Raw genomic sequence first — 22891 nt, forward strand, 5'->3', positions numbered from 1 at the left:
GGGCGGCGCGGTGCCGATGCAGCGCAGGCCGCGCCGCAAGCGACGCGATCCGCGAAGCCGCCCGCCGCGCGCCGGCCGAGCCCCCGGTCCATCCACACCGATGAAGTCAGACGTTCCAGCCGCTGCTGCCGTGCCGAAGCCGCGTCGGCGCGTGCTGGCCGGGCTTGCTTGGGCGTCGCGCGCCGCGCTCGTGCTCGCGGCGCTGCTGGCGATCTCGATCTGTGTCGCATGGCTCGTCTTGCAGTGGGCGATTCTGCCGCGCATCGAACATTGGCGTCCCGAGCTGGAACGCCGCGCGACGGCCGCACTCGGGGTCGAAGTGCGCATCGGCGCGGTCGAAATCACGGACGCCGGATCGCCGTGGCGCTGGGCCCGCGCGATCGAGCTGCGCGACGTGCGGCTTTTGCAGCCGGCCGCCGCGACCGGCGCCGAGCCGCCCGCGCTCGCCTTGCCGCGGGTGCGTGCCGCGCTGTCGCCGGCGTCCCTGCTGCCCGGCTGGGACGGCCGCTGGCGCCTGCGCTTCGACCAGCTGCTGGTCGAAGGTGCCGAGCTGTCCGTGCGCCGCGAGCGCGACGGCCGCATCCTCGTCGCCGGCTTCGAGCCGGGGCCGTCGCAGGGCGGCGACGAAGGTGCCGCGGCCGACTGGTTCTTCAGCCAGCACGAAGTCGCGATCCGCCACGGCCGCGTCACCTGGACCGACGCGCTGCGCGCCAACGAGCCGCTGGTGCTGGAGCAGGTCGATCTGGTGGTGCGCAACGGCGTGCGCCGGCATCGGCTGCGCCTCGACGCGACGCCGCCGGCCGCCTGGGGCGAACGCCTGTCGCTGCGCGGCGAATTCGTGCAGCCGCTGTTCGGCGCCATCGCCGGCTGGGGCGAGCCGGGCCGCGCCGGCAGCACCACGGCGCTGCTCGCGCGGCCCGGCGACTGGCGCCGCTGGCGCGGCCAGCTGTATGCGGAGCTGCCGGCCTTCGACGTCGCGCCGCTGCGCGCGCACGTCGCGCTGCCGATCGACTGGCTGCAGGGCCGCGGCGCGCTGCGCGCCTGGATCGACGTGAAGCGCGGCACGCCCGACGCCGCGACGCTGGACCTCGCGTTGCGCGACGTGGCGGTGCAGGCGGCCGGCGCCGCCGAGCCGCTGGCCTTCGCGCGCGTCGAGGGCCGGCTCGGCGCGCGGCTCGTCGGCGGCGGCCCGTCCGCGCCGCGACCTGCGCTCGCCGCCCCGGCCGACGAGCCGGCGCCGTGGCGCGGCCCGGTGCGGGCCGAGCTGCGCAGCCGCGGCTTCGCGTTCGAGACGGCCGACGGCCTCGTCTGGCCGCCGGCCGACTTCGACCTCGACGCCCGCTTCGATGCCGAGGGCCGGCTCGCCGGCGGCGCGCTGAAGGCGCCCCGGCTCGACCTCGGCCTGCTCGCGAAGGCGTTCGAGCGCCTGCCGGCAGCCTGGGTCGGCGCCGAGGCGCACGCGGCGGTCGCGGCGCTCGGGCTCGAAGGCATCGCGCGCGGCCTCGACGCGCGCTGGCAGGGGCCGCTCGCCGCGCCGCAGAGCTACGCGCTGAAGGGCCGCATCGAAGGGCTGGCGCTGGCGGCGGCGAGCCGCGGCGAGCCGGACGCGCTCGAGCTCGAGCGCCCGGGCGTGCGGCGGCTCGACGTGCAATTCGACGCCACCGAAGCCGGCGGCGAAGCGCAGCTCGCGATGAAGCAGGGCGAGCTCGACCTGCCCGGCGTGTTCGACGCCGAGCGCCTGCCCTTCGACCGCCTCGAAGGCCGCCTGAAGTGGCTGCGCACCGCGGGCCGCGACGGCCGGCCCGAGGCGTTCGACCTGCGCGCGAGCGACTGGCGGTTTGCGAACGCCGACGCGCAAGGCGAGCTGCAGGCGCGCTGGCAGCGCAACGCCGCGACTTCGGCGCTCGGGCTGCTCAATCTGAGCGGCAACCTCGCGCGCCTGGAGGCGCTCGCGATCCCGCGCTGGCTGCCGGCGCGGCTGCCGGCGGACCTGCGCGGCTACCTGTCGCGCGCGATCCAGGGCGGCGGCCTGCGCGCGGTCGATGTGCGGCTCAAGGGCGACCTGCGCGATTTCCCCTTCGCCGCGAGCGCGCCGCCTGCGCGCAAGCCGCTCGCGTCGAAGGGCGAGTTCCGGGTGGCCGCGCAGCTCGACGGCGTGCAGTTCGCCTACCAGCCCGGCGCGCCCGACTGGGATCCGAAGGACCCGCGCGCCGACCGCCCCTGGCCCGCGTTCACCGACATCAAGGGCGAGCTGATCTTCGAGCGGCAATCGCTGGAGCTGCGCCGGCTGCAGGGCCGGCTCGCGGGCGTCGGCAGCGGCGGCTTCGAGCTGAGCGGCGTGAAGGGCGGCATCCGCGACCTGATGCAGGGCGCGACGCTGCTGCTCGAAGGCAGCGGGCGCGGGCCGCTGGCCGATGCGCTGGCCTACGTCCAGGCGACGCCGATCGAGCGCTGGACCGGCGGCGTGCTCGCGCAGGCGCAGGCGCCGCCGCAGCGGGCCGCGGCGCCGCTGGAGCTGCAGCTCGCGCTCGAACTGCCGCTCGCCGACATCGACGCGAGCAAGGTCCGTGGCCAGGTGCTGCTGGCCGGCAACGACCTGCGGCTCAAGCCCGAGCTCCCGGTGCTCGGCAACGCCCGCGCGCGCGTCGATTTCACCGAGCAGGGCTTCCGGCTGGCCGGCGGCGCGCGACTGCTCGGCGGCGATGCCACGGTCGACGGCGGCAGCGCGGCGGACGGCAGCGGCGTGCGGCTGGCGATCCAGGGCAACGCGAGCATCGACGGCCTGCGCCGCTTCCTCGGCACGAGCGGCGGGGCCGAGCCGCCGGCGGCCGGCCGCGGGCCGGCGCCGCTCGCGCTGCTGAGCGGCCAGGCGGCCTACAAGCTCGCGCTCGGCTTCCCGCGCGGCCAGCCCGAGTGGCTGCTGACGAGCAACCTCGTCGGCACCGCGATCGACGCGCCCGCGCCGCTGCGCAAGAGCGCCGAGGCCAGCCTGCCCCTGCAAGTGCGGCTGGGCCCGGTGGCCGACGCGTCGGGCGCCGCGCGCGAGCTGCTGCGCGTCGAGCTCGGCGCCGAAGGCGCGCGCGTCGCGCAGGCCGCGTGGTTGCGCGAGCCGGGTCCGCAAGGCGCGCGCGTGCTGCGCGGCTCGATCGGCATCGGCGACGAGCCGCCGCCGATGAGCGAGGCGATCGCCGCGCGCGTCGTGCAGGACCGGCTCGATCTCGACGCGTGGCAGGCGGTGCTCGATCCGCCCGGCCCGGCCGGCGCCGCGGCACCGAACGCGGCCGCCAGCGGCGGCTACGCGCCGGGCAGCGTCGTGCTGCACGCGCAGACGCTGACCGCCGGCGCGCGCGACTGGCATCGCGTCGAGGCCACGGTCGCGCGCGGCCGCGGCGCCGACGAAGGGCTTTGGCGCGCCGAGATCGACGCGGCCGAGCTCGCGGGCGCGCTCGAGTACCGCGCGCCCGGCACCCGCGGCGGCGGCGCCGAGGGCCGGCTTTCGGCGCGGCTCGCGCGGCTGCAGCTGCCACGGCAGGAGTCCGAGACGGTGAGCCGGCTGCTCGACCCCGCGGCGCCGAGCCGCCTGCCGGCGCTCGACATCGCGGTCGACGAGCTCGAGCTCAACGGCAAGCGGCTGGGCCGCGTCGAGGTCGAAGCGGTCAACCGCGCTGCAGACGGCGACGCGGCCGCCGGCCCGGGCGAATGGACGCTGAACCGGCTGCGCGTGGGCCTGCCCGGCGCGCAGCTGAACGCGAGCGGGCGCTGGGCCGCCGGCGCGGGCAACAAGCGGCGCGCGCTGATGGACTTCAAGCTCGACGTCACCGACGGCGCCGCGCTGCTCGCGCGGCTGGGCCAGCCGGACGTGATCAAGGGCGCGCAGGGCTCGCTCGCTGGCCAGCTGCAGTGGAGCGGCTCGCCGCTGTCGATCGACTACCCCAGCCTCGCCGGCACGGTGCATGCCGAGTTCGCGCAGGGCCAGTTCCTGAAGGCCGACCCGGGCATCGCGAAGCTGCTCGGCGTGCTGAGCCTGCAATCGCTGCCGCGGCGGCTGCTGTTCGACTTCCGCGACGTGTTCGAGCAGGGCTTCGCGTTCGACAGCGTGCAGGGCGACGTCGAGATCGCCGAAGGCCTGGCGCGCACCCGCAACCTGCGCATGAAGGGCGTGCAGGCGACGGTGCTGATGGAAGGCCGCGCCGACCTCGGCCGCGAGACGCAGGACCTGCACGTCTGGGTCGTGCCCGAGATCAACGCGGGCGCGGCCTCGCTCGCGGTCGCCGCGATCAACCCGGCGGTCGGCATCGGCTCCTTCCTCGCGCAGCTGTTCCTGCGCCGGCCGCTGATCGAGGCCGGCACGCGCGAGTTCCACGTCACCGGGCCGTGGGCCGAGCCGAAGGTCGAACGCATCGAGCGCACGCGCGCCGCCCCGCTCGCCGACGAGGCCGCGCCCACGCATCCACCCGAGCCGAAGGAGACTCCCCGATGAAGGTCGCCGCCGTCCAGATGTGCTCGACGCCGCGCGTCGCCGACAACCTCGCGCAGGCGCGCGAACGCATCGCCGAGGCGGCGCGCGCCGGCGCCGAGCTGGTCGCGCTGCCCGAGTACTTCTGCCTGATGGGCGAGCACGACCGCGACAAGCTCGCGCATGCCGAGCCGCTGGGCGACGGGCCGATCCAGCGCGCCTTGGCCGACGCCGCACGCGAGCACCGCGTGTGGCTGGCCGGCGGGACGCTGCCGTTGCGCGACGACGGCATCGACGGCGACGCCGACCACGCGCGCAACACCACGCTGGTGTTTGACCCGCGCGGCGAGCGCGTCGCGCGCTACGACAAGATCCACCTGTTCCGCTTCGACGACGGCGAGCGCCGCTACGACGAGGCCGCGACGCTGGCGGCCGGGACGACGCCGACCGCGTTCACGCTGACCGACCGCGGCGGCCGCGCTTGGCGCATCGGGCTGTCGGTCTGCTACGACCTGCGCTTCCCGGAGCTGTACCGCGCGCTGTCGTCGGCGGCCGAAGGCGCCTGCGACCTGCTGCTGGTGCCGGCGGCCTTCACCTACCCCACCGGCGAGGCGCACTGGGAGCTGCTGCTGCGCGCGCGCGCGGTCGAGAACCAGTGCTACGTGCTCGCGCCGGCGCAGGGCGGCCGCCACGAGAACGGCCGGCGCACCTGGGGCCACAGCCTTGCGGTCGGGCCCTGGGGCGAGCTGATGGCGGTGCGCGCGGAGGACGGGCCGGGCGTCGTCGTCGCCGAGCTCGATGCCGCGCGCCTGCAGGCGGTGCGCACGCAGCTGCCGGCGCTCGCGCACCGCAGGCTCTGAGCGTTGGACGCGATGCCGGTGGACCGCTGGCGCCGGCCGCTGCTGATCGCGTTCGCGCTGGCGGTGCTGGCCGGTGCGTGGTGGCTCACGCCCGACGCGGCGGCCGAGCGGCGCGTCGATGCCGGCCTGCAGCGCGCGCTCGCGAGCTTCGCGACCGGCCGCGTGCTCGATGCGGTCGTGTCGGCGGCGCAGGGCACCGAGCTGTCGCTGCAGCCGCTGGGCGTGGGCGTGACGCTCGCGCCGGGCGAGGCGCTCGATCCGGTCAACGACCTGATCGAGCAGTTCTGCGGCCTGATGCTCGCGGCCAGCGTGGCCTTCGGCGTGCAGAAGCTGCTGATCGCGGCCGGCGCGCATTGGGTGCTTTCGGCCTTGACGAGCGTGGCCGTGGTCGCGTGGGTCGCGTGGCGCTGGCGGGCCGCGTCCGGCGATCGCCCGCAGGGCGTGCTGCCGGGGCTGCTGACGCGCGTCGTCGTCGTGCTGCTGTTGCTGCGCTTCGCGCTGCCGCTGGCGGTGCTCGGTGCCGATGCCGGCTTCCGGGCCTTCATGGCCGACGACTATGCCGGCGGCCAGCGCGCGCTCGAGGCCTCGGCCGGCCGCCTGCGCGAACTGGCGCCGCCGGCGGCCGAGCCGGCCGCGAACGAGCCGGGCACGCTCGAGCGGCTGAAGCGCTGGTGGTCGCAGCCGGCCGCATCGGGGAACGAAGGCCGGCCCGAGGCGCCGCCGCCCGAATCGCGGCTCGAACAGTGGCAGCGCGTCGCGAACGACGCGGTGCGCCACGTCGTCGGCCTGATCGTGGTGTTCGCGATGCAGACGCTGGTGCTGCCGCTGGTGACGCTGTGGGTGCTGCTCGCGCTGCTGAAGCGCGCGTTCGGCGAGGCGCGCTAGCTTCGCGCGGGCCGACACCGGCTCGGCGCCGTCGGCGCGCCGGGCTCAGCGCAGCCCGAACATCATCCGCTGCGCGAGCGCGCGCTTGGCCGGCCCGAACGATTGCAGCGCGAGCAGCCCGAGCCCGCGCGCGCTGGCGAGGCCGGGTAGCTGCCAGGTGAAGCTGCGGGCGAGGAAATCGGTCGCGGCGATCAGCGCCCAGCGGTCCGGCGCGCGCTCGCGCTCGACGCGCGCGAGCGCCGAGCGCAGGTCGATCGGGCCCGTGGTCGAACGCAGCGCACGCGCCGCATCGGCCAGCGCCTCGACCAGCGCGTGCGCGTCGCGCAGCCCCAGGTTCAGGCCCTGGCCGGCGACCGGGTGCAGCGTCTGCGCCGCGTTGCCGATGCGCACGATCGGCGCGCCCGCATCCACCAGCGAGCGCTGCGCATCGAGGCCGAGCGCGAAATCCTTCAGCGCGCTGACCGCGACGATGCGCCCGGCCTCCGCGGGGAACAGGCTGTTGAGCACCGCGAGGCGCTGTGCCGCGTCGAGCGAACGCACCGGGTCGTCGGCCGCATCGACGCACCAGACCAGCGCCGCGCGGGCGCGGCCGCCCTCGTCGCCGGGCAGCGGCAACAGCGCCGCGGGGCCGTGCGGCGTGAAGCGCTCGTAGGCGGTGCCCGGCTCGTCGGCCGCGACGCGATCGAGCGTCACCTGGCCGACCCAGGCCGTCTGCCGGTAGTCGTGCCGCAGCGTGCGGCGCCCGGAGGTGTCGAGCGATTTCGCGCCCTGCGCCGAGAACACGCCGCCTTCGGCGACGACCGCGAGATCGAAGCGCTCGGCGATCCCCGCGTCGATCTCCACGCCGCGGGCCAGCGGCTTCAGCGCCGCGACGGCCTGGCCGAAACGCGCGGCCAGCCGCTGCGGCTCGCGCGCGACCGCATCCAGCCACGCCGCCTGCAGCGGCGCGACGATCGCGCCGTAGCTCGCGACCGCGCCGAGCAGCTCGACGCCGCAGTCGGCCGCGGTGATCCGCACCGCGTTCGCCGGCTTGGCGACGCCGAGCGTCGCCGCGAAGCTCGCCAGCATCGACGGCTGCCGCTGCGAGACGTGCACCGCGCCGATCGCGCAGGCGCGCGGCTCGATGCGCGGCCAGGCGCCCAGGCGCTCGAGCTGCTGCACGCTGCCCAGCGAGAGCGCGAGCGTGCGCGGATCACCGGCCACGTCCTGCGCGGCCACGCGCTTGTCGAACACCGCGATCGAGGCCTGCGGCAGGGCGCCCGCGGCCTGCAGCGCGAGCGCGAGCCCGACCGGGCCGGCACCGACGATCGCGATGGAGAAGGCAGCAGCTTGCATGGGCGGTGGAGGGGGCAGGCGCGCGAAAACCGCGCCCTATGATGCCGTCGCGGTCACCGCCGCACCCCTGTCTTCCCCGCTTTCTCGACATTCGCTCGGAGGCCCGCCATGGCGCTGATGGATTTCATCAAGAAGCAGTTCATCGACATCCTCGAATGGACCGAAGAGGGCGACGGCACGCTGGCCTGGCGCTACCCGATGGCCGGCAACGAGATCCAGTACGGCGGCTCGCTGACGGTGCGCGAAAGCCAGATGGCGGTGTTCGTCAACGAGGGCAAGGTGGCCGACGTCTTCGGCCCCGGCATGTACAAGCTGACGACGCAGACGCTGCCGGTGCTCACCTACCTGCGCAACTGGGACAAGCTGTTCCAGAGTCCCTTCAAGAGCGACGTCTACTTCTTCAGCACGCGCCAGCAGATCGACCAGCGCTGGGGCACCAGCCAGCCGGTGACGATCCGCGACAAGGACTTCGGCGCGGTGCGCCTGCGCGCCTTCGGCAACTACGCCTACCGCATCGCCGACCCGAAGCTCTTCCACACCGAGATCTCGGGCACCCGCGACCGCTACACGGTCGCCGAGCTCGACGGCCAGCTGCGCGCGCTGATGCTCCAGCACATCTCGGATGCGGTGGCCTCGGCGGGCATCCCGTTCCTCGACCTGGCCGCGAACCAGGTCGAGTTCGCGCAGCAGCTCGCGACGGTCACCGCGCCGGCGTTCGAGCGGCTCGGCCTGAAGCTCGAAGGCGTGACGGTGCAGAACGTCTCGCTGCCCGAGGAGCTGCAGAAGATCCTCGACCAGAAGATCGGCATGGGCATGGTCGGCGGCGACATGGGCAAGTTCATGCAGTACCAGACGGCGCAGGCGATCCCGAAGTTCGCCGAGGGCGGCGGCGCGGGCGGTGGATCGGGCATCGCGGGCGACGCGATGGGGCTCGGCGCCGGCGTCGCGCTCGGGCAGGTGCTCGCGCAGAACCTCCAGCAGGGCCTGCAGGGCGGCGGCGCTGCCTCGGCGCCCCAGCAGCCGGCCGCGCCGGCGGCGATCGCGCCCGACCAGGTGATGGCGACGATCGAGAAGCTCGCCGAGCTGAAGGCCAAGGGCATCCTCAGCGACGAGGAGTTCAGCGCGAAGAAGGCCGAATTGTTGAAGAAGCTGGTCTGAGCCGACCCGTCTTGCCGCTGCCGGGAGGACGCGGCGGCAAGAGGCGCAGAACAAGCACAAGCCTTTGGCCACCGAGCCGTCATCGCAACGCGCCTACCGCGCCGCCTGCCCCAACTGCGGCGCGCCGGTCGAGTTCCGCTCGGCGGCGTCGGCGCTCGCCGTCTGCAGCTTCTGCAAGAGCACGCTGGTCCGCGAGGGCGACGACCTAAGGCGCATCGGCAAGAGCGCCGATCTGTTCGAGGACCACAGCCCGCTGGCGCTCGGCGCGAGCGGGCGGTACCAGGGCGCGGCCTTCACGCTGGTCGGTCGCCTGCAGGTGCGCTACGCCGGCGGCTCGTGGAACGAGTGGCATGCGCTGTTCGACGGCGCGGGCGACAACGGCGAGCCCAGGCGCGGCTGGCTGAGCGAAGACAACGGCGGCTACGTCTTCGGCTTCGAGGCGCCGATGCCCGACGGCCTGCCGGCCGCCGAGGCCCTGCGCGTCGGCGCCCGCCTCGCGGTGGCCGGCGGCGGCTGGACGGTCGCGAGCATCACCACCGCCCGCCTTGGCGCCGCCGAGGGCGAGCTGCCTTTCGTGCCCGCGCTCGAACGCGCCTTCGTCGTCGCGGAGCTGCGCAACGGGAACGACGAGGTCGCGAGCCTCGAATACCCGCCGCAGGGCCTCAACCTCGGCGCCGGGCCGAAGCCCCGCCCGGGCGAAAGCCCGGGCCCTCGTGCGTCCGCGCGCTGGACGGTCGGCCGCGGCGTGCGCCTGCCCGATCTCGCGATGAGCGGCCTGCGCGCCGAGGAAAGCAGCCGGTCGCTCGCCGGCCGCACGCTCAACTGCCCGAGCTGCGGCGCGTCGATCGAGGTCAGGCTCGCGACGACGCAGTCGATCACCTGCCCCCAGTGCAAGTCGGTCGTCGACGTGTCGCAGGGCGTCGGCGCCGAGCTCGCGCACTACGCGCAGGACACCACCGAAGCCGAAGGCGGCACGCCGCTGATTCCGCTCGGCGCGGTCGGCGTGCTCGCGCTCGGGCCGGGCGGCCCGACGAGCTGGCAGGTCGTCGGCTACGTCGAGCGTTGCACGGTGCCGGGGCCCGAAGACGACGAGCAGTACTTCTGGCGCGAGTACCTGCTGTTCAACGCGAAGAGCGGCTTCGCCTTCCTTGTCGACGCCGACGACGGCTGGAGCTGGGTCAAGCCGATCACCGGCGCCCCGCAGATCGGCGGCATCGGCTTCGGCGGCAAGAGCAGCGCGCGGTGGCGCGGCGAGACCTACCGCGAGACCGACCGCTACACCGGCCAGATCACCTACGTGCTCGGCGAGTTCTACTGGAAGCTCGAACGCGGGCAGCGCACGTCGAACACCGACTACGCCGGCCCGAAGGGCAGGAAGCTGAACCGCGAGCAGACGGGCGACGGCGGCGACTCGGAAGTCACCTGGTCGGCCGGCGAGCCGATCGACGCGGCCCTGCTGATGAAGGCCTTCAAGCTCGCCGACACCAGCGCCGCGGCGATGAAGCGCGACGCGCAGCCGACGTCGAAGGCCGGCATCGGCGCTTTGCCGGCCATCTTCATCGTGCTGCTGCTGCTCGCGCTGGTGTTCTCGTTCGCGCGCTGCAGCAGCCGCGACGACTGCGACGAGCTGCGCCGCACCTTCGGCGCAGCGAGCAACGAGTACCAGCAGTGCGCGCGCAGCGCGGGCAGCGGCGGCTACGTCGGCCGCTCCGGCGGCGGCTCCTTCGGGGGCTTCGGCGGCGGCGGCGGGCACAAGTAGCCACGCATCGAAATCACGACCCTCGACAAGGAGCAAGACCATGATGGGCATCGAATGGTTGAAGCCGGCCGTCTTCTTCGGCTCCATGCTGTACGCGCTGATCGGCGTGCTGATCTTCTGGATCTGCTTCGTGATCATCGACAAGCTCACGCCCTACGACCTGTGGGGCGAGATCGTCGAGAAGAAGAACCTCGCGCTCGCGCTGGTGGTCGCCGCGATGTGCATCGCGATCGGGCTGATCGTGGCGGCGGCGATCCATTGACGGCATGGTGAGCCTCGCCGCCCCATCGCCCGCCCCCGGGCCCGACGACGGCGCCGGCGGCTTGCGGCCGGCGTGGAACCGCGCCTCGGCGCGGCGGGTCTGCATGCCGCTGCACATCCCCGGAGGCTCCGTGGCACGGACGATGAATGACGGCCTGCGCGGCGCAGCGCTTGCGCTCGCATGGAGTACCGCCTTCGCGGCGTACGCCGCGCCGCCGCACGAGCACGGCGTTGCCCGGCTTGCCGCGGCGCTCGAAGGCGAGGCGCTGACGCTGACTTTCACGCTGCCGCTCGACAGCCTGCTCGGCTTCGAGCGCGCGCCGCGCAACGCCGCCGAGAAGCAGGCCGCCGACAGGGCGATCGACGTCTTGCGGCGCGAGACCGAGATCGTCCGCCCCGACGCGGCCGCGCAATGCGAGCGCAGCGACGTGACGCTGGTCTCGCCGGTGCTGGGCCTCGGCGCGGCGCCGGAGCCGGCCACGGCCGACGCGCATGCCGACCTTGATGCGACCTACAGCTTCCGCTGTCTGCAGCCGGCGCGGCTCGCGCAGATCGAGCTGCCGTTGATGGCCGCCTTCCCGCGCATCGGCCGCATCGAGGCGCAGATCGTCGGCGAGAAGGGGCAGCGCCGGCAGTCGGCGAAGCGCGCGGCGCCGAAGTTGACGTGGCCGAGGTAGTGCCTCCATCGACCGGTGCGGGCGCGCCGGCCGGGCCGGCAGCGCGCGCTGCGGGCGCCGCTTCGGCGCGCGAGGCGCCGCGCGACGCGAAGAACGGAACACGATCCTGCGCCGTCGAGATCGACCGCCTGCGTTTCGCGTGGCCCGGCGCGGCCGAGCCGCTGCTCGACATCGCCGACTGGCGCATCGCGCCCGGCGCCCAGGTCTTCCTGCAAGGCGCGAGCGGCAGCGGCAAGAGCACGCTGCTCGCGTTGCTCGCGGGCGTGCGCACCGCGACGGCCGGCCGCGTCGCGGTGCTCGGGGAGGACTGGGCGGGCCTCGCGCCGGCGCGCCGCGACCGCCGCCGCGCCGACCATGTCGGCCTGGTGTTCCAGCAGTTCAACCTGCTCGGCTACCTCTCGGTGCTCGACAACGTGCTGCTGCCGTGCCGCTATTCGAAGCGACGCGCGCAGCGCGCGACGCAGCAGCACGGCAGCCCGGCCGACGCGGCGCGGCGGCTGCTCGACGCGATGGGGCTCGACGCCGCGCTGCATCGCCGCCCCGCCGCGCGGCTCTCGGTCGGCCAGCAGCAGCGCGTCGCCGCGGCGCGCGCGCTGATCGGCACGCCCGAGCTGGTGCTCGCCGACGAGCCGACCTCCGCGCTCGACGAAGACCGCCGCGAGGACTTCATGGCGCTGCTGCTCGCCGCCTGCGCGCAGGCCGGCGCCGCGCTCGTCTTCGTGAGCCACGACGCGCGGCTCGCGGCGCGCTTCGCGCAGCGGCTCGATCTGCGCGCGCTGAACGCGGCCGGGCGATGAGCGCGAATCTCGTGCTGGCGCTGCGCAGCGCCTGGAGCCGGCGCTTCGTGCTCGCGCTCACGGTCGCGTCCATCGCGCTCGCCGCCTTCCTGCTGCTGAGCCTGGAGCGGCTGCGCGCCGACATGCGCGCGAGCTTCGGCGCGGCGGTCTCGGGCACCGACCTCGTCGTCGGCGCGCGCGGCGGCAGCGTGCCGCTGATGCTCTACGCGGTGTTCCGCATCGGCGCGCCGACGAACAACGTCGGCATGGCGAGCCTGCGCGCGATCGAGGCGCTGCCGCAGGTCGCCTGGCTCGTGCCGATCGCGCTGGGCGACAGCCATCGCGGCTTTCCGGTCGTCGGCACCGGCGACGGCTATTTCGAGCACTTCCGCCACGGCGACCGGCAGCCGCTCGCGCTCGCGACGGGCCGCGTCTTCGGCGCCATGCCGGGCGGTCTGTACGAGGCGGTGGTCGGCGCCGAAGTCGCGTCGAAGCTCGGCTACCGCGAGGGCCAGCGCATCGTGCTGAGCCATGGCGACGGCGCGCTGCCCGGCAACGATCACGCGCAGCAGCCGTTCACGGTCGTCGGCGCGCTGGCGCGCACCGGCACGCCGGTCGATCGCTCGGTGCACATCCGGCTCGAGGCGATGGAGGCCTTGCATGCCGGCAGCGCCTTCGGCCTGCCGGCGTCGATGGCGCTGCCCGTCGATGCCGCCTCGCTGCAGCCGCGCAGCGCGACGGCCGCGCTCGTTGGCCTGAAGCAGCGCGCCGCGGTGTTCTCGGTGCAGCGCTTCGTCAACAACTACCGCGCCGAGCCCCTGCTCGCGGTGCTGCCCGGCGTCGCGCTCGACGAACTGTGGGAGCTGGTCGGCGGCGCCGAGCGTGCGCTCGCGGTCGCCTCGGCGCTGGTCGCGCTGGTGAGCCTGGCCGGCATGGTCGCGGTGATCGCCGCCGGGCTCGACGCGCGCCGGCGCGAGCTGGCGATCCTGCGCGCCGTCGGCGCGGCGCCGCGCGACGTGCTGGCGCTGCTGCTGGCCGAAGGCCTGGCCGTCACGGCCGTCGGGGTCGTGCTGGGCCTCGTCGCGCACCTCGTCGCGCTCGCCGCGCTCGGGCCCTGGCTGCAGGGCCGCTACGGTGTCACGCTGGGCCTCGCCGAGGCCGGCGCGACGCCGCTCGCGATCGTCGCGTCGATGCTCGCCGCCGGGCTCCTGGCGAGCCTGGTGCCGGCCTGGCGCGCCTACCGGCTTTCGCTGGCCGACGGGCTGGCGCCCGCCATATGAGAGCGATGCCATGAAGACGATCGACCGCCGACTGTTCCTCGCCGCGACGCTGGCCTGCGCCGCTGCCACCCAGGCGCAGGCGCAAGCGCCGAAGGACACGCCCTGGGACCAGTTGATTCCGAAGGGCTGGGACCCGATGGCCGGCTTCAAGCGCCCGCCCACCGCCGGCCTGCTCAGCGACAGCGACCCGCGCGTGCTGGAGATGATGCGGGAGCTGCGCGAAGTCTGGGACCGCGCGCCGACGCGGCCCGAGCTCGACGGCACGCCGGTGCAGCTCTCCGGCTACGTCGTGCCGCTCGAACAGTCGCGCGGCGAACTGCGCGAGTTCCTGCTCGTGCCCTACTTCGGCGCCTGCATCCACAGCCCGCCGCCGCCTGCGAACCAGATCGTCCACGTGCTGCCCGCGAAGGCCGCGAAGGGGCTGCGCTCGATGGACGTCGTCACCGTGCGCGGCGCGATCCGCACGCAACGCGGCGACACCGCGATGGGTGCGACCGGCTACCGCATCGACGCGGCGAACGTCGAGCCCTACGTGGCGCCGGAGCCGGCAAGGTAGCGACACGCGCGCGCTACCCTCGGCGCCGATGTCCTCGACCCACCCCGCCGCGATCGACGCGGCCGCCAGCGGCGGCGTGCGGCCGGCCGAGCTGGCGCTGCTGGCGTCGGTGTTCGTCGTCGCGGCCTGCGGGCTGGTCTACGAGCTCGCAGCCGGCGCGCTGGCGAGCTACCTGCTCGGCGATTCGGTGCTGCAGTTCAGCACGGTGATCGGCGCCTACTTGTTCGCGATGGGCATCGGCTCGTGGCTGTCGAAGTACGTCGAGCGGCAGCTCATCGCGAACTTCCTGCGCATCGAGCTGCTGGTCGGGTTGATCGGCGGGCTGATGCCGGCCGGGCTGTTCGTCGCGCACAGCCTGCTGCCGGTCGCGGCGACCGCGCCGTTCCGGGTGCTGCTGTACGCGCTGGTGCTGGTGGTGGGCGTGCTGGTCGGGCTCGAGATCCCGCTGGTGATGCGCATCCTCAAGCGCCAGTTCGCCGAGCGCTGGGCGTTGAAGGAGCTGGTCTCGCAGGTGCTGACCTTCGACTACCTCGGCGCGCTCGCGGTCTCGGTCGCCTTCCCGCTGCTGCTGGTGCCGCACCTCGGGCTGGTGCGCACGGGGCTGTTCTTCGGCCTCCTGAACGCGGCGGTCGCGGTGTGGGCGCTGTGGCTGTTCCGTGGCGAGCTGCGCGCGTGGCGCTCGCACGCGCTGGCCTGCGCCGCGGTGATCGGCGTGCTGCTGCTGGCCTTCGCGCTGGCGGATCGCCTCACCACCTGGAGCGAAGACCGCTTCTACGGCGAGCCCATCGTCTTCAGCGAGACCTCGGCCTACCAGCGCGTGGTGGTCACCGCCGGTGCGCAGGGCGTCAAGCTCTACCTGAACGGCAACCTGCAGTTCCATTCGCGCGACGAGTACCGCTACCACGAGTCGCTGGTGCATCCGGTGATGGCCGCGCACGGCGCGCCGAAGCGCGTGCTGGTGCTCGGCGGCGGCGACGGCATGGCGGTGCGCGAGGTGCTGAAGCACCCGTCGGTCGAACAGGTGACGCTGGTCGAGCTGGACCCGGCGATGACGCGCCTGTTCGCCACCGAGCCGCGGCTCGTCGCGCTCAACGGCGCGGCGCTGGCGTCGCCGAAGCTGCGGATCGTCAACGACGACGCCTTCGTCTGGCTCGACCGCACGGCGGCGAGCGACGAGACCTTCGACATCGTCGTCGCCGATTTCCCCGACCCGTCGAACCACGCGATCGGCAAGCTCTATTCCACGAGCTTCTATGAACTGCTGGCCAGCCGGCTCGCCGCCTCCGGCTACGCGGTGATCCAGACCACCTCGCCGCTGATCGCGCGCAAGAGCTTCTGGACGGTGGTGAGCACCGTCGAAGCGGCGGGCCTGCAGGCCACGCCCTACCACGCGCACGTGCCGAGCTTCGGCGAGTGGGGCTTCGTGATCGCGAGCCGCCGGCCGCTGGCGGCCGCCGCGATGCGCGAGCGGCTGCCCGCGGGGCTGCGCTTCCTCGCGCCGGCGGGCCTGCCGGCGCTGTTCGACTTTCCCGCCGACATGGCGCGCGTCGAGGCCGAGCCGAACCGGCTCAGCACGCAGGAACTGGTGCACACCTTCGAGCAGGAGTGGGGCAAGGCGCGCGAATGAGCGGCGAGCGTTTCGCGAAGGCGAGGTCTCGCGCACCGCGGCGGACCGCGGCGCGCGGGAGGCCGGTGTGAACGAGCGCATCGCGCGCCGTTCGCTGCTGGGCGCGGGGCTTGCGTCGTCGGCGCTGGCGCTGGCCGGCTGCGTGCGCGAGGCGGCCGAGATCCCCGGCGGCTGGGCCGGCGCCGCGGTCGATCGCGGCCACCGGCTGCGCGAGCCGGCCGGCGCGACCGACGCCGGCGCGCCGGCACGCCGCTGCGCGGTCGCGATCGTCGGCGGCGGCATTGCCGGGCTCGCGGCGGCGCGGGCATTGACGCGGTCCGGCGTCGACGACTTCCGGCTGTTCGAGCTCGAAGACCGCCCCGGCGGCAACGCCCGCGGCCACACGATGGCCGGCCTGCGCTGCCCGCTCGGGGCGCACTACCTGCCGCTGCCGGGGCCCGAGGCGCGCGAGGTCAGCGAGCTGCTGCACGAGCTGGGCATCGCGCGCAGCGCGTTCGGCCGCACCGTCTACGACGAACGCCAGCTGGTGCATGCGCCGCAGGAGCGTGTGTTCGTGCGCGAGGCCGGGACCGACGGCGCCGCCGCCGGACGCTGGCACGAGGGCCTGTTGCCGCTCGAAGGGGCGAGCGCGGCGACGCTCGCCCAGCTGCGTCGCTTTGCCGCCGAACTGCGCGGCGTGCAGGCCGAACTGAGCTTCGCGATGCCCACGCTGCGCAGCCGCTGGAGCCCGGGCCTCGCGGCGCTTGACGCGCAGAGCTTCGCGGCGTGGCTCGCCGCGCGCGGCTACGACGATCCGCTGCTGCTCGGCCACCTCGACTACGCCTGCCGCGACGACTACGGCGCCGGGACGGCGATGGTCTCGGCCTGGGCCGGGCTGCACTACTTCGCGAGCCGGCACGGCTTCCACGCCCCCGGCGAGGACGACGGCGGCGGCAGCGACGGCGTGCTGACCTGGCCGGAAGGCAACGCGCACCTGGCCGAGCGGCTCGCGGCGACGCTGGGCGACCGGCTGCTTGCCGGGCGGCTCGTCACCCGCATCGCGCCGGCGCGGCGCGAGGTCGAGCTGCACGCCCGGCAGGCGGGCGAAGGGCGCACCGAGCGCTGGGTCGCGCGGCGGGTGATCGTCGCGGCGCCCTTGTTCGTCGCCGCGCGCATCGTCGATCCGCTGCCGGCGCCGCTGGCCGCGCTGCTGCCGCGGCTGCAGTACGCGCCCTGGCTCGTCACCAACCTGCAGCTGCGCGCGCCGCTGGCCGACCGACTGCTCGGCGCGCCGCCGGCCTGGGACAACGTGATCGCCGGCAGCGCGGCGCTCGGCTACGTCGATGCCCAGCACCAGGCGCTGCGCTCGGTCCCCGGGCCGACGGTGCTGACCCACTACTGGGCGCTCGGTGGTCATTCGGTGCAGGAGCTGCGCGCGCAGCGCGCCCGGTTGCTCGACGCGCCCTGGCCGCACTGGCGCGACGCGGTGCTGTCCGATCTGGCCGCCGCGCATCCGGACATCGCCGCCAAGACGGCGCGGATCGATTCGACGCGCTACGGCCACGCCATGCTGCTGCCCCGGCCCGGCCTGCGCGGCAGCGCGGCGCTGGCGGCGCTGGCCGAGCCGGTCGGGCGGCTGCAGTTCGCGCATGCCGACCTGTCCGGCTATTCGGTGTTCGAGGAAGCCTTCACCCGCGGCCACTTGGCGGGCATGCAAGCTGCTGCAATTCTTTGAGTGGCCGCAGCGGGGCCAGCGCCGGCCGTCACAACGGTGCCGTGGCAGGCCTGGTTGGAAACCCTAATGACATGCATTCGGTCATTCAATCCGGCTGATGCTGCATCGCGTCAACAATGGCGGCCGAACGGCGTTTCCCTCGCGTTTCCATCAACCCTCTTTAACTCTCGGAGTCCTCACCCATGTCCTCGCTGATCAACACCCCGGTCCAACCGTTCAAGGTTCAAGCGTTCAAGGACGGCAAGTTCATCGAAGTCACCGAACAGGCACTGAAGGGCAAGTGGTCGACGTTCATCTTCATGCCGGCCGCCTTCACCTTCAACTGCCCGACCGAAGTCGAGGACGCGGCCGACCACTACGCCGAGTTCCAGAAGCTCGAGTGCGAGGTCTACATCGTCACGACCGACACGCACTTCGCGCACAAGGTGTGGCACGAGACCTCGCCGGCCGTCGGCAAGGCCAAGTTCCCGCTGATCGGCGATCCGACGCACCAGCTGACCCGCATGTTCGGCGTGCACATCGAAGAAGAAGGCCTGGCGCTGCGCGGCACCTTCGTGATCAATCCGGAAGGCGTGATCAAGACCGCCGAGGTGCACGACAACGCGATCGCGCGCGACGTGAAGGAAACGCTGCGCAAGCTGAAGGCCGCGCAGTACGTCGCGAAGAACCCCGGCCAGGTGTGCCCGGCGAAGTGGAACGAAGGCGCGAAGACGCTGACGCCGTCGCTGGATCTGGTCGGAAAAATTTGATCCACCCCGTTGCGGCTGACGCCGCTCCCCTCTAGGGGCGCCGCTGGCGGACCGGCAGAGCCGGATCCGCGGCGGCTGCTCGGTGGGCACCGTGACTCGCGAGGCAAGACATGCTGGACGACAACCTCAAGGCGCAGCTCGGCGCCTACCTCGAGCGCATCAAGCACCCGATCGAGCTGATCGCCTCGCTCGACGACCGCCCGGCTTCGGCCGAGATGCGCACGCTGCTGCAGGAGATCGCGGCGCTGCACCCGCTGGTGAGCTTCCGCGCCGACGGCGCCGACGCGCGCCGGCCCTCGTTCCAGATCACCCGCGCCGGCGCCGACCTGGGCCTGCGTTTCGCGGCGATCCCGATGGGCCACGAGTTCACCTCGCTGGTGCTCGCGCTGCTGCAGGCCGGCGGCCATCCGCCGAAGGTCGAGGCCGACGTGATCGAGCAGATCGAGTCCTTGCAGGGCGAGCTGGTCTTCGAGACGTACATGAGCCTCACCTGCCACAACTGCCCCGACGTGGTCCAGGCGCTCAACCTGATGGCGGTGCTGAACCCGCGCGTGCGCCACACCGCGGTCGACGGTGGGCTGTTCCAGGCCGAGGTCGAGGCGCGCCAGATCATGGCGGTGCCGATGGTCTTCCTCAACGGCCAGCCGTTCGGCTCGGGACGGATGGAGCTGAGCGAGATCCTCGCGAAGGTCGACACCGGCGCCGCGGCGCGCGAGGCCGCGCGGCTCGCCGACGCGAAGCCCTTCGAGGTGCTCATCGTCGGCGCCGGCCCGGCCGGCGCGGCCGCGGCCGTCTATGCGTCGCGCAAGGGCATCCGCACCGGCATCGTCGCCGAGCGCTTCGGCGGCCAGACGCTCGACACGCTCGGCATCGAGAACTACATCTCGGTGCCCGAGACGCAAGGCCCGCGCTTCGCGGCCGACCTCGAACGGCACGTGCGCGCCTACGACGTCGAGCTGATCAACGGCCAGCGCGTCGAATCGCTGCGGCCGGCCACCGAACCCGGCGGCTACGCGACGGTGCGGCTCGCCAACGGCGCCGAGCTGCAGGGCCGCAGCATCGTGATCGCGACCGGGGCGCGCTGGCGCGCGGTGAACGTGCCTGGCGAGGCCGAGTACCGCAACAAGGGCGTCGCCTACTGCCCGCACTGCGACGGGCCGCTGTTCAAGGGCAAGAAGGTGGCGGTGATCGGCGGCGGCAACTCCGGCGTCGAGGCGGCGATCGATCTGGCCGGCCTCGTGGAGCATGTGACGCTGGTCGAGTTCGCCGAGCAGCTGAAGGCCGATGCGGTGCTGGTCAGGAAGCTGCGAAGCCTCGCGAACGTCACGGTGCACACGAACGCGCAGACGACCGAGATCGCCGGTGACGGCGCCAAGGTCACCGGCCTCGTCTTCAAGGACCGCGCGAGCGGCGCGACGCACAGCGTCGAGCTGGCCGGCGTGTTCGTGCAGATCGGCCTGGTGCCGAACACCGAATGGCTGCGCGGCACGGTCGAGCTGAGCAAGCACGGCGAGGTGGTCGTCGATGCGAAGTGCGCGACCAGCGTGCCGGGCGTCTTCGCGGCCGGCGACGCCACGACGGTGCCGTTCAAGCAGATCGTGATCGCGGCCGGCGAAGGCTCGAAGGCGGCACTGGCGGCCTTCGACCACCTGATCCGCACGACCCCGCTCGCGGCCTGATCGGCCTTCGGCCGGCGCGGTCTTCGCGCTGGCTAGCATGCGGCGCATGGACACGCCGCATCGCATCGCCGTCATTGCCGGGGACGGCATCGGCCAGGAGGTCATGCCCGAGGGCCTGCGCGTGCTCGAGGCGGCGGGCCGGCGCTTCGGCATCGCGCTGGCCTTCGAGCCCTTCGACTGGGCCTGCGCGGCCTACTGGCAGCGGACCGGCAAGATGCTGCCCGACGACTGGGCCGCGCGGCTCGCCGGCTTCGACGCGATCTACTTCGGCGCGGTCGGCTGGCCGCAGGTGGTGCCGGACCATGTCTCGCTGTGGGGTTCGCTGCTGCAGTTCCGCCGCGGCTTCGACCAGTACGTGAACCTGCGGCCGGTGCGGCTGCTGCCCGGCGTGCCGGCGCCGCTGGCGAACAAGCGGCCCGGCGACATCGACATGGTCATCGTGCGCGAGAACACCGAGGGCGAGTACTCGTCGGTCGGCGGGCGCATGTTCGAAGGCACCGAGCGCGAGTTCGTGCTGCAGGAGTCGGTGTTCACCCGGCACGGCGTCGATCGCATCCTGAAGTTCGCGTTCGAGCTCGCCGGGCGCCGGCCGCGCCGCCGGCTGACCGCGGCGACCAAGAGCAACGGCATCGCGATCTCGATGCCCTACTGGGACGAGCGGGTCGAGGCGATGGCCGCGCTGCATCCGGCCGTGCGCTGGGACAAACAGCACGTGGACATCCTGGCCGCGCGCTTCGTCCTTTCGCCCGAACGCTTCGACGTGGTGGTGGCGAGCAACCTGTTCGGCGACATCCTGAGCGACCTCGGCCCGGCCTGCACCGGCACGATCGGGCTGGCGCCGTCGGCCAACCTGAACCCCGAGCGGCGCTTCCCGTCGCTGTTCGAGCCGGTGCACGGCTCGGCGCCGGACATCCACGGCCAGCAGATCGCCAACCCGATCGCGATGATCTGGTCGGGCGCGCTGATGCTCGATTTCCTCGGTCGTGCGCCCGGCATGGCTGCCGAGGCGGCCGGGCGCCACGCCCAGGCGCACGACGCGATCGTCGCGGCGATCGAGCGGGTGCTGGTCGACGGCCCGCGCACGCCCGATCTCGGAGGCTGCGCGAAGACGCCCGAGGTCGGAGCTGCGATCGCCGGCGTGATCGCGGCCGGCTGACCGGCGCCTGCCGACCCCCGCGCAAGCGCGGGCTTCGGTCACCAGATGAGAACCGTTCGCATTAGGATCGCGGCCTGCGCGGCGTTCGGGCCGCGCGCATGCAGCCAGGGCGTCGGGCCTCAGCCAGCCTCATCCACCGATGCCGCGTCGCGGCGGAGAGCCCTGCCATGAGTTGCGATCACCCGTGCCGCCTTGCCGAAACCTGCGAGGCCGACCGGCCCGACGAGGCCGACGACGACGAAGTCCGCGCGTTGCCGAGCGCCGAGGCGCTGCTCGCCGGCACGCTGGCGCTGATGACCGGCGTCGTCGAGCGCGCCGCGCTGAGCCAGCCGCTCACCGGCCACGGCCAGAGCCTGATGATGGCCGCGAAGGTCCGCTCGAACCTGTTCTTCCTGAGCGGCCACCCACAGGTGAGCGCCGGCTTCCGTATGACGCTCGAACGGCTGCGCCAGCACTGGGACCGACTTGCCGAAGCGCGCGCCGAGCCGTCGCGGGACGCGGCGCCAAGCGCCACCGAAGCGGCGCGCCGCCTTTGGCACGCGGCGCCCGAGCAGGTGCAGTGAGCCCGGCGCGGCTCAGCCGCGCATCAGCGCTTCGATTTCGCCGGGCTCCACCGGCACGCCGCGGCTGAGCAGTTCGCAACCGTCCGGCGTGACCAGCGCGTCGTCCTCGATGCGCACGCCGATGTTCCAGAAGCGCTCGGGCACGTCGGGCGCCGGGCGGATGTAGCAGCCGGGCTCGATCGTCAGCACCATGCCGGGCTCCAGCCGGCGCGACGGCCGGCGCGTGACGCGGCCGCCCTGGCCGTCGAGCTGATCGACCGGCGCCTCGCCGAGCGAGAGGTACTCGCCGGCGTCGTGCACGTCGAGCCCGAGCCAGTGGCCGGTGCCGTGCATGAAGTAGCGGCGGTAGGCGCCGCGCTCGACCACGTCGTCGAGGCTGCCGACCTGGCTGTGATCGAGCAGGCCGAGGTCGAGCAGCCCCTGGGCGACGACGCGCACCGCCGCCCAGTGGCCGTCGAGGCGGCGCGCGCCGGGGTGGGTCGCGGCGATCGCGGCCTGCTGGGCGGCGAGCACCAGCTCGTAGACCGCGCGCTGCTCGCCGCCGAAGCGGCCGTTGACCGGAAAGGTGCGGGTGATGTCGCTCGCATAGCTGGCGTATTCCGCGCCGGCGTCGATCAGGCACAGCGCGCCGTCCTTCAACTCGGCATCGCCGGCGGCGTAGTGGAGGATGCAGGCGTTCGATCCGGCCGCGACGATGCTGGTGTAGGCCGGCCCCGCCGCGCCGCGCCGGCGGAATTCATAGAGCAGCTCGGCTTCCAGTTCGTACTCGCGCATGCCCGGCCGGCAGGCCTGCATCGCGCGCACGTGGCCGGCGGCGCCGATCTCGCCGGCGCGGCGCATCTGCTCGGCTTCGTGCGCGTCCTTGAACAGGCGCAGCTCGCCGAGCAGCACCGACAGGTCACGCTGCTGCGTCGGTGCTTCGGCGCCACGGTGCGAACGGGCACGCACCGCGTCGATCCAGCCGGCGACGCGGCTGCGCAGGCTGGCGTCGCCGTCGAACGGGAACCAGACGGCGTCGTGGCCGGCGAGCCGCTCGGTGATCACCGCGTCGAGGTCGGCGAGCGGCTTCGCTTCGTCGACGCCGAGCCGCGCGGGTGCGTCCTCGGGGCCGAGCCGCAGGCCGTCCCAGAGCTCGCGTTCCGGGTCCTTCGGGCGGCACAGCAGCAGGCTCGCTCCGGCGTCGTCGAGCAGCAGCCAGGCGTCCGGCTCGGTGAATCCGGTCAGGTAGAAGAAGCCGCTGTCGTGGCGGTAGGCGTGCTCGCTGTCGGCGTTGCGCATGCGTTCGGGCGCGGTGGGCACCACGGCGACGCCGCCCCGGCGGCGCGCAGTTGCCGCGCGAGGCGCGCACGGCGTTCGGCATGGACGTTGTTCGCAGGCATCGCTCGCAGCTTTCCCAAGGG

General features: G+C 73.8%; 17 protein-coding genes and 1 pseudogene. 16 read left to right on the top strand and 2 right to left on the bottom strand.

What is annotated here, in order from left to right:
- Positions 1-130: 130 nt before the first annotated feature.
- From VFR90_RS15020 to VFR90_RS15030, 3 genes are read left to right on the top strand one after another with little or no spacing between them, the layout of a single operon-like run.
- Positions 131-4480, top strand: a complete 4350-nt coding sequence (locus tag VFR90_RS15020; protein WP_326406960.1) for a YhdP family phospholipid transporter — start codon at positions 131-133, stop codon at positions 4478-4480.
- The gene (locus VFR90_RS15025) at positions 4477-5316 is read left to right on the top strand and encodes a carbon-nitrogen hydrolase family protein (protein WP_326406961.1); all 840 of its coding nucleotides are present in this window, start codon (positions 4477-4479) and stop codon (positions 5314-5316) included. The genes VFR90_RS15020 and VFR90_RS15025 overlap by 4 nt, the downstream gene beginning before the upstream one ends.
- A gap of 3 nt (positions 5317-5319) precedes the next feature.
- Complete coding sequence (locus tag VFR90_RS15030; RefSeq protein WP_326406962.1) at positions 5320-6201, top strand: hypothetical protein; 882 nt, start codon at positions 5320-5322, stop codon at positions 6199-6201.
- A gap of 45 nt (positions 6202-6246) precedes the next feature.
- On the opposite strand, the gene VFR90_RS15035 is transcribed toward VFR90_RS15030, so the two are convergent.
- Positions 6247-7536 carry an FAD-dependent monooxygenase gene (locus VFR90_RS15035; protein WP_326406963.1) on the bottom strand — a complete coding sequence of 430 codons (1290 nt, stop codon included), beginning with the start codon at positions 7534-7536 and terminating at the stop codon, positions 6247-6249.
- Positions 7537-7644: 108 nt separating this feature from the next.
- Here VFR90_RS15035 and VFR90_RS15040 point away from each other — a divergent pair, with 108 nt between their 5' ends.
- The 13 genes from VFR90_RS15040 to VFR90_RS15100 all read left to right on the top strand — a co-directional run bounded on the left by VFR90_RS15040 (position 7645) and on the right by VFR90_RS15100 (position 21491).
- Positions 7645-8694 (top strand): SPFH domain-containing protein, encoded by a 1050-nt coding sequence (locus tag VFR90_RS15040; RefSeq protein ID WP_326406964.1) that lies wholly within the window; start codon positions 7645-7647, stop codon positions 8692-8694.
- Positions 8695-8758: 64 nt separating this feature from the next.
- Complete coding sequence (locus VFR90_RS15045; RefSeq protein WP_326406965.1) at positions 8759-10453, top strand: DUF4178 domain-containing protein; 1695 nt, start codon at positions 8759-8761, stop codon at positions 10451-10453.
- Between the two features lie 43 nt (positions 10454-10496).
- Positions 10497-10715, top strand: coding sequence for a DUF350 domain-containing protein (locus VFR90_RS15050; protein ID WP_326407122.1), 219 nt, complete (start codon positions 10497-10499; stop codon positions 10713-10715).
- Between the two features lie 142 nt (positions 10716-10857).
- Positions 10858-11391, top strand: coding sequence for a ZrgA family zinc uptake protein (locus tag VFR90_RS15055; RefSeq protein ID WP_326406966.1), 534 nt, complete (start codon positions 10858-10860; stop codon positions 11389-11391).
- 119 nt (positions 11392-11510) lie between these two features.
- Complete coding sequence (locus tag VFR90_RS15060; protein WP_326407123.1) at positions 11511-12188, top strand: ATP-binding cassette domain-containing protein; 678 nt, start codon at positions 11511-11513, stop codon at positions 12186-12188.
- Entirely contained in the window at positions 12185-13447 is a 1263-nt protein-coding gene (locus VFR90_RS15065; protein WP_326406967.1) for an ABC transporter permease, read from the top strand. Before VFR90_RS15060 ends, VFR90_RS15065 begins: the two co-directional genes overlap by 4 nt.
- A 10-nt stretch (positions 13448-13457) precedes the next feature.
- On the top strand, positions 13458-14003 hold the full coding sequence (locus VFR90_RS15070) for a DUF3299 domain-containing protein (RefSeq protein ID WP_326406968.1): 546 nt from the start codon (positions 13458-13460) through the stop codon (positions 14001-14003).
- A 28-nt stretch (positions 14004-14031) separates the two neighbouring features.
- On the top strand, positions 14032-15630 hold the full coding sequence (locus VFR90_RS15075) for a polyamine aminopropyltransferase (protein WP_326406969.1): 1599 nt from the start codon (positions 14032-14034) through the stop codon (positions 15628-15630).
- A 67-nt stretch (positions 15631-15697) separates the two neighbouring features.
- Positions 15698-17344: an FAD-dependent oxidoreductase gene (locus tag VFR90_RS15080; RefSeq protein WP_326406970.1), complete on the top strand. Its 1647-nt coding sequence runs from the start codon at positions 15698-15700 to the stop codon at positions 17342-17344.
- 182 nt (positions 17345-17526) lie between these two features.
- Entirely contained in the window at positions 17527-18093 is a 567-nt protein-coding gene (gene ahpC / locus VFR90_RS15085) for an alkyl hydroperoxide reductase subunit C (RefSeq protein WP_326406971.1), read from the top strand.
- Positions 18094-18203: 110 nt separating this feature from the next.
- Complete coding sequence (ahpF, locus tag VFR90_RS15090) at positions 18204-19772, top strand: alkyl hydroperoxide reductase subunit F (protein ID WP_326406972.1); 1569 nt, start codon at positions 18204-18206, stop codon at positions 19770-19772.
- Between the two features lie 46 nt (positions 19773-19818).
- On the top strand, positions 19819-20928 hold the full coding sequence (locus VFR90_RS15095) for a tartrate dehydrogenase (RefSeq protein ID WP_326406973.1): 1110 nt from the start codon (positions 19819-19821) through the stop codon (positions 20926-20928).
- Positions 20929-21095: 167 nt separating this feature from the next.
- Complete coding sequence (locus VFR90_RS15100) at positions 21096-21491, top strand: hypothetical protein (RefSeq protein ID WP_326406974.1); 396 nt, start codon at positions 21096-21098, stop codon at positions 21489-21491.
- Between the two features lie 12 nt (positions 21492-21503).
- Here the strand turns inward: VFR90_RS15100 and VFR90_RS15105 are convergent.
- A pseudogene (locus tag VFR90_RS15105) lies at positions 21504-22870 on the bottom strand (aminopeptidase P family protein).
- Positions 22871-22891: the final 21 nt, after the last annotated feature.

This window comes from Methylibium sp. (assembly GCF_035762065.1).
Taxonomy (GTDB): domain Bacteria; phylum Pseudomonadota; class Gammaproteobacteria; order Burkholderiales; family Burkholderiaceae_C; genus Methylibium.

Excerpts from the sequence above, each read along its gene's own strand:
- ahpF (WP_326406972.1), top strand. The coding sequence starts at position 18,204 with ATGCTGGACGACAACCTCAAGGCGCAGCTCGGCGCCTACCTCGAGCGC.
- VFR90_RS15075 (WP_326406969.1), top strand. The coding sequence starts at position 14,032 with ATGTCCTCGACCCACCCCGCCGCGATCGACGCGGCCGCCAGCGGCGGC.
- VFR90_RS15065 (WP_326406967.1), top strand. The coding sequence starts at position 12,185 with ATGAGCGCGAATCTCGTGCTGGCGCTGCGCAGCGCCTGGAGCCGGCGC.
- VFR90_RS15050 (WP_326407122.1), top strand. The coding sequence starts at position 10,497 with ATGGGCATCGAATGGTTGAAGCCGGCCGTCTTCTTCGGCTCCATGCTG.
- VFR90_RS15040 (WP_326406964.1), top strand. The coding sequence starts at position 7,645 with ATGGCGCTGATGGATTTCATCAAGAAGCAGTTCATCGACATCCTCGAA.
- VFR90_RS15095 (WP_326406973.1), top strand. The coding sequence starts at position 19,819 with ATGGACACGCCGCATCGCATCGCCGTCATTGCCGGGGACGGCATCGGC.
- ahpC (WP_326406971.1), top strand. The coding sequence starts at position 17,527 with ATGTCCTCGCTGATCAACACCCCGGTCCAACCGTTCAAGGTTCAAGCG.
- VFR90_RS15100 (WP_326406974.1), top strand. The coding sequence starts at position 21,096 with ATGAGTTGCGATCACCCGTGCCGCCTTGCCGAAACCTGCGAGGCCGAC.
- VFR90_RS15055 (WP_326406966.1), top strand. The coding sequence starts at position 10,858 with ATGAATGACGGCCTGCGCGGCGCAGCGCTTGCGCTCGCATGGAGTACC.
- VFR90_RS15070 (WP_326406968.1), top strand. The coding sequence starts at position 13,458 with ATGAAGACGATCGACCGCCGACTGTTCCTCGCCGCGACGCTGGCCTGC.
- VFR90_RS15035 (WP_326406963.1), bottom strand. The coding sequence starts at position 7,536 with ATGCAAGCTGCTGCCTTCTCCATCGCGATCGTCGGTGCCGGCCCGGTC.
- VFR90_RS15025 (WP_326406961.1), top strand. The coding sequence starts at position 4,477 with ATGAAGGTCGCCGCCGTCCAGATGTGCTCGACGCCGCGCGTCGCCGAC.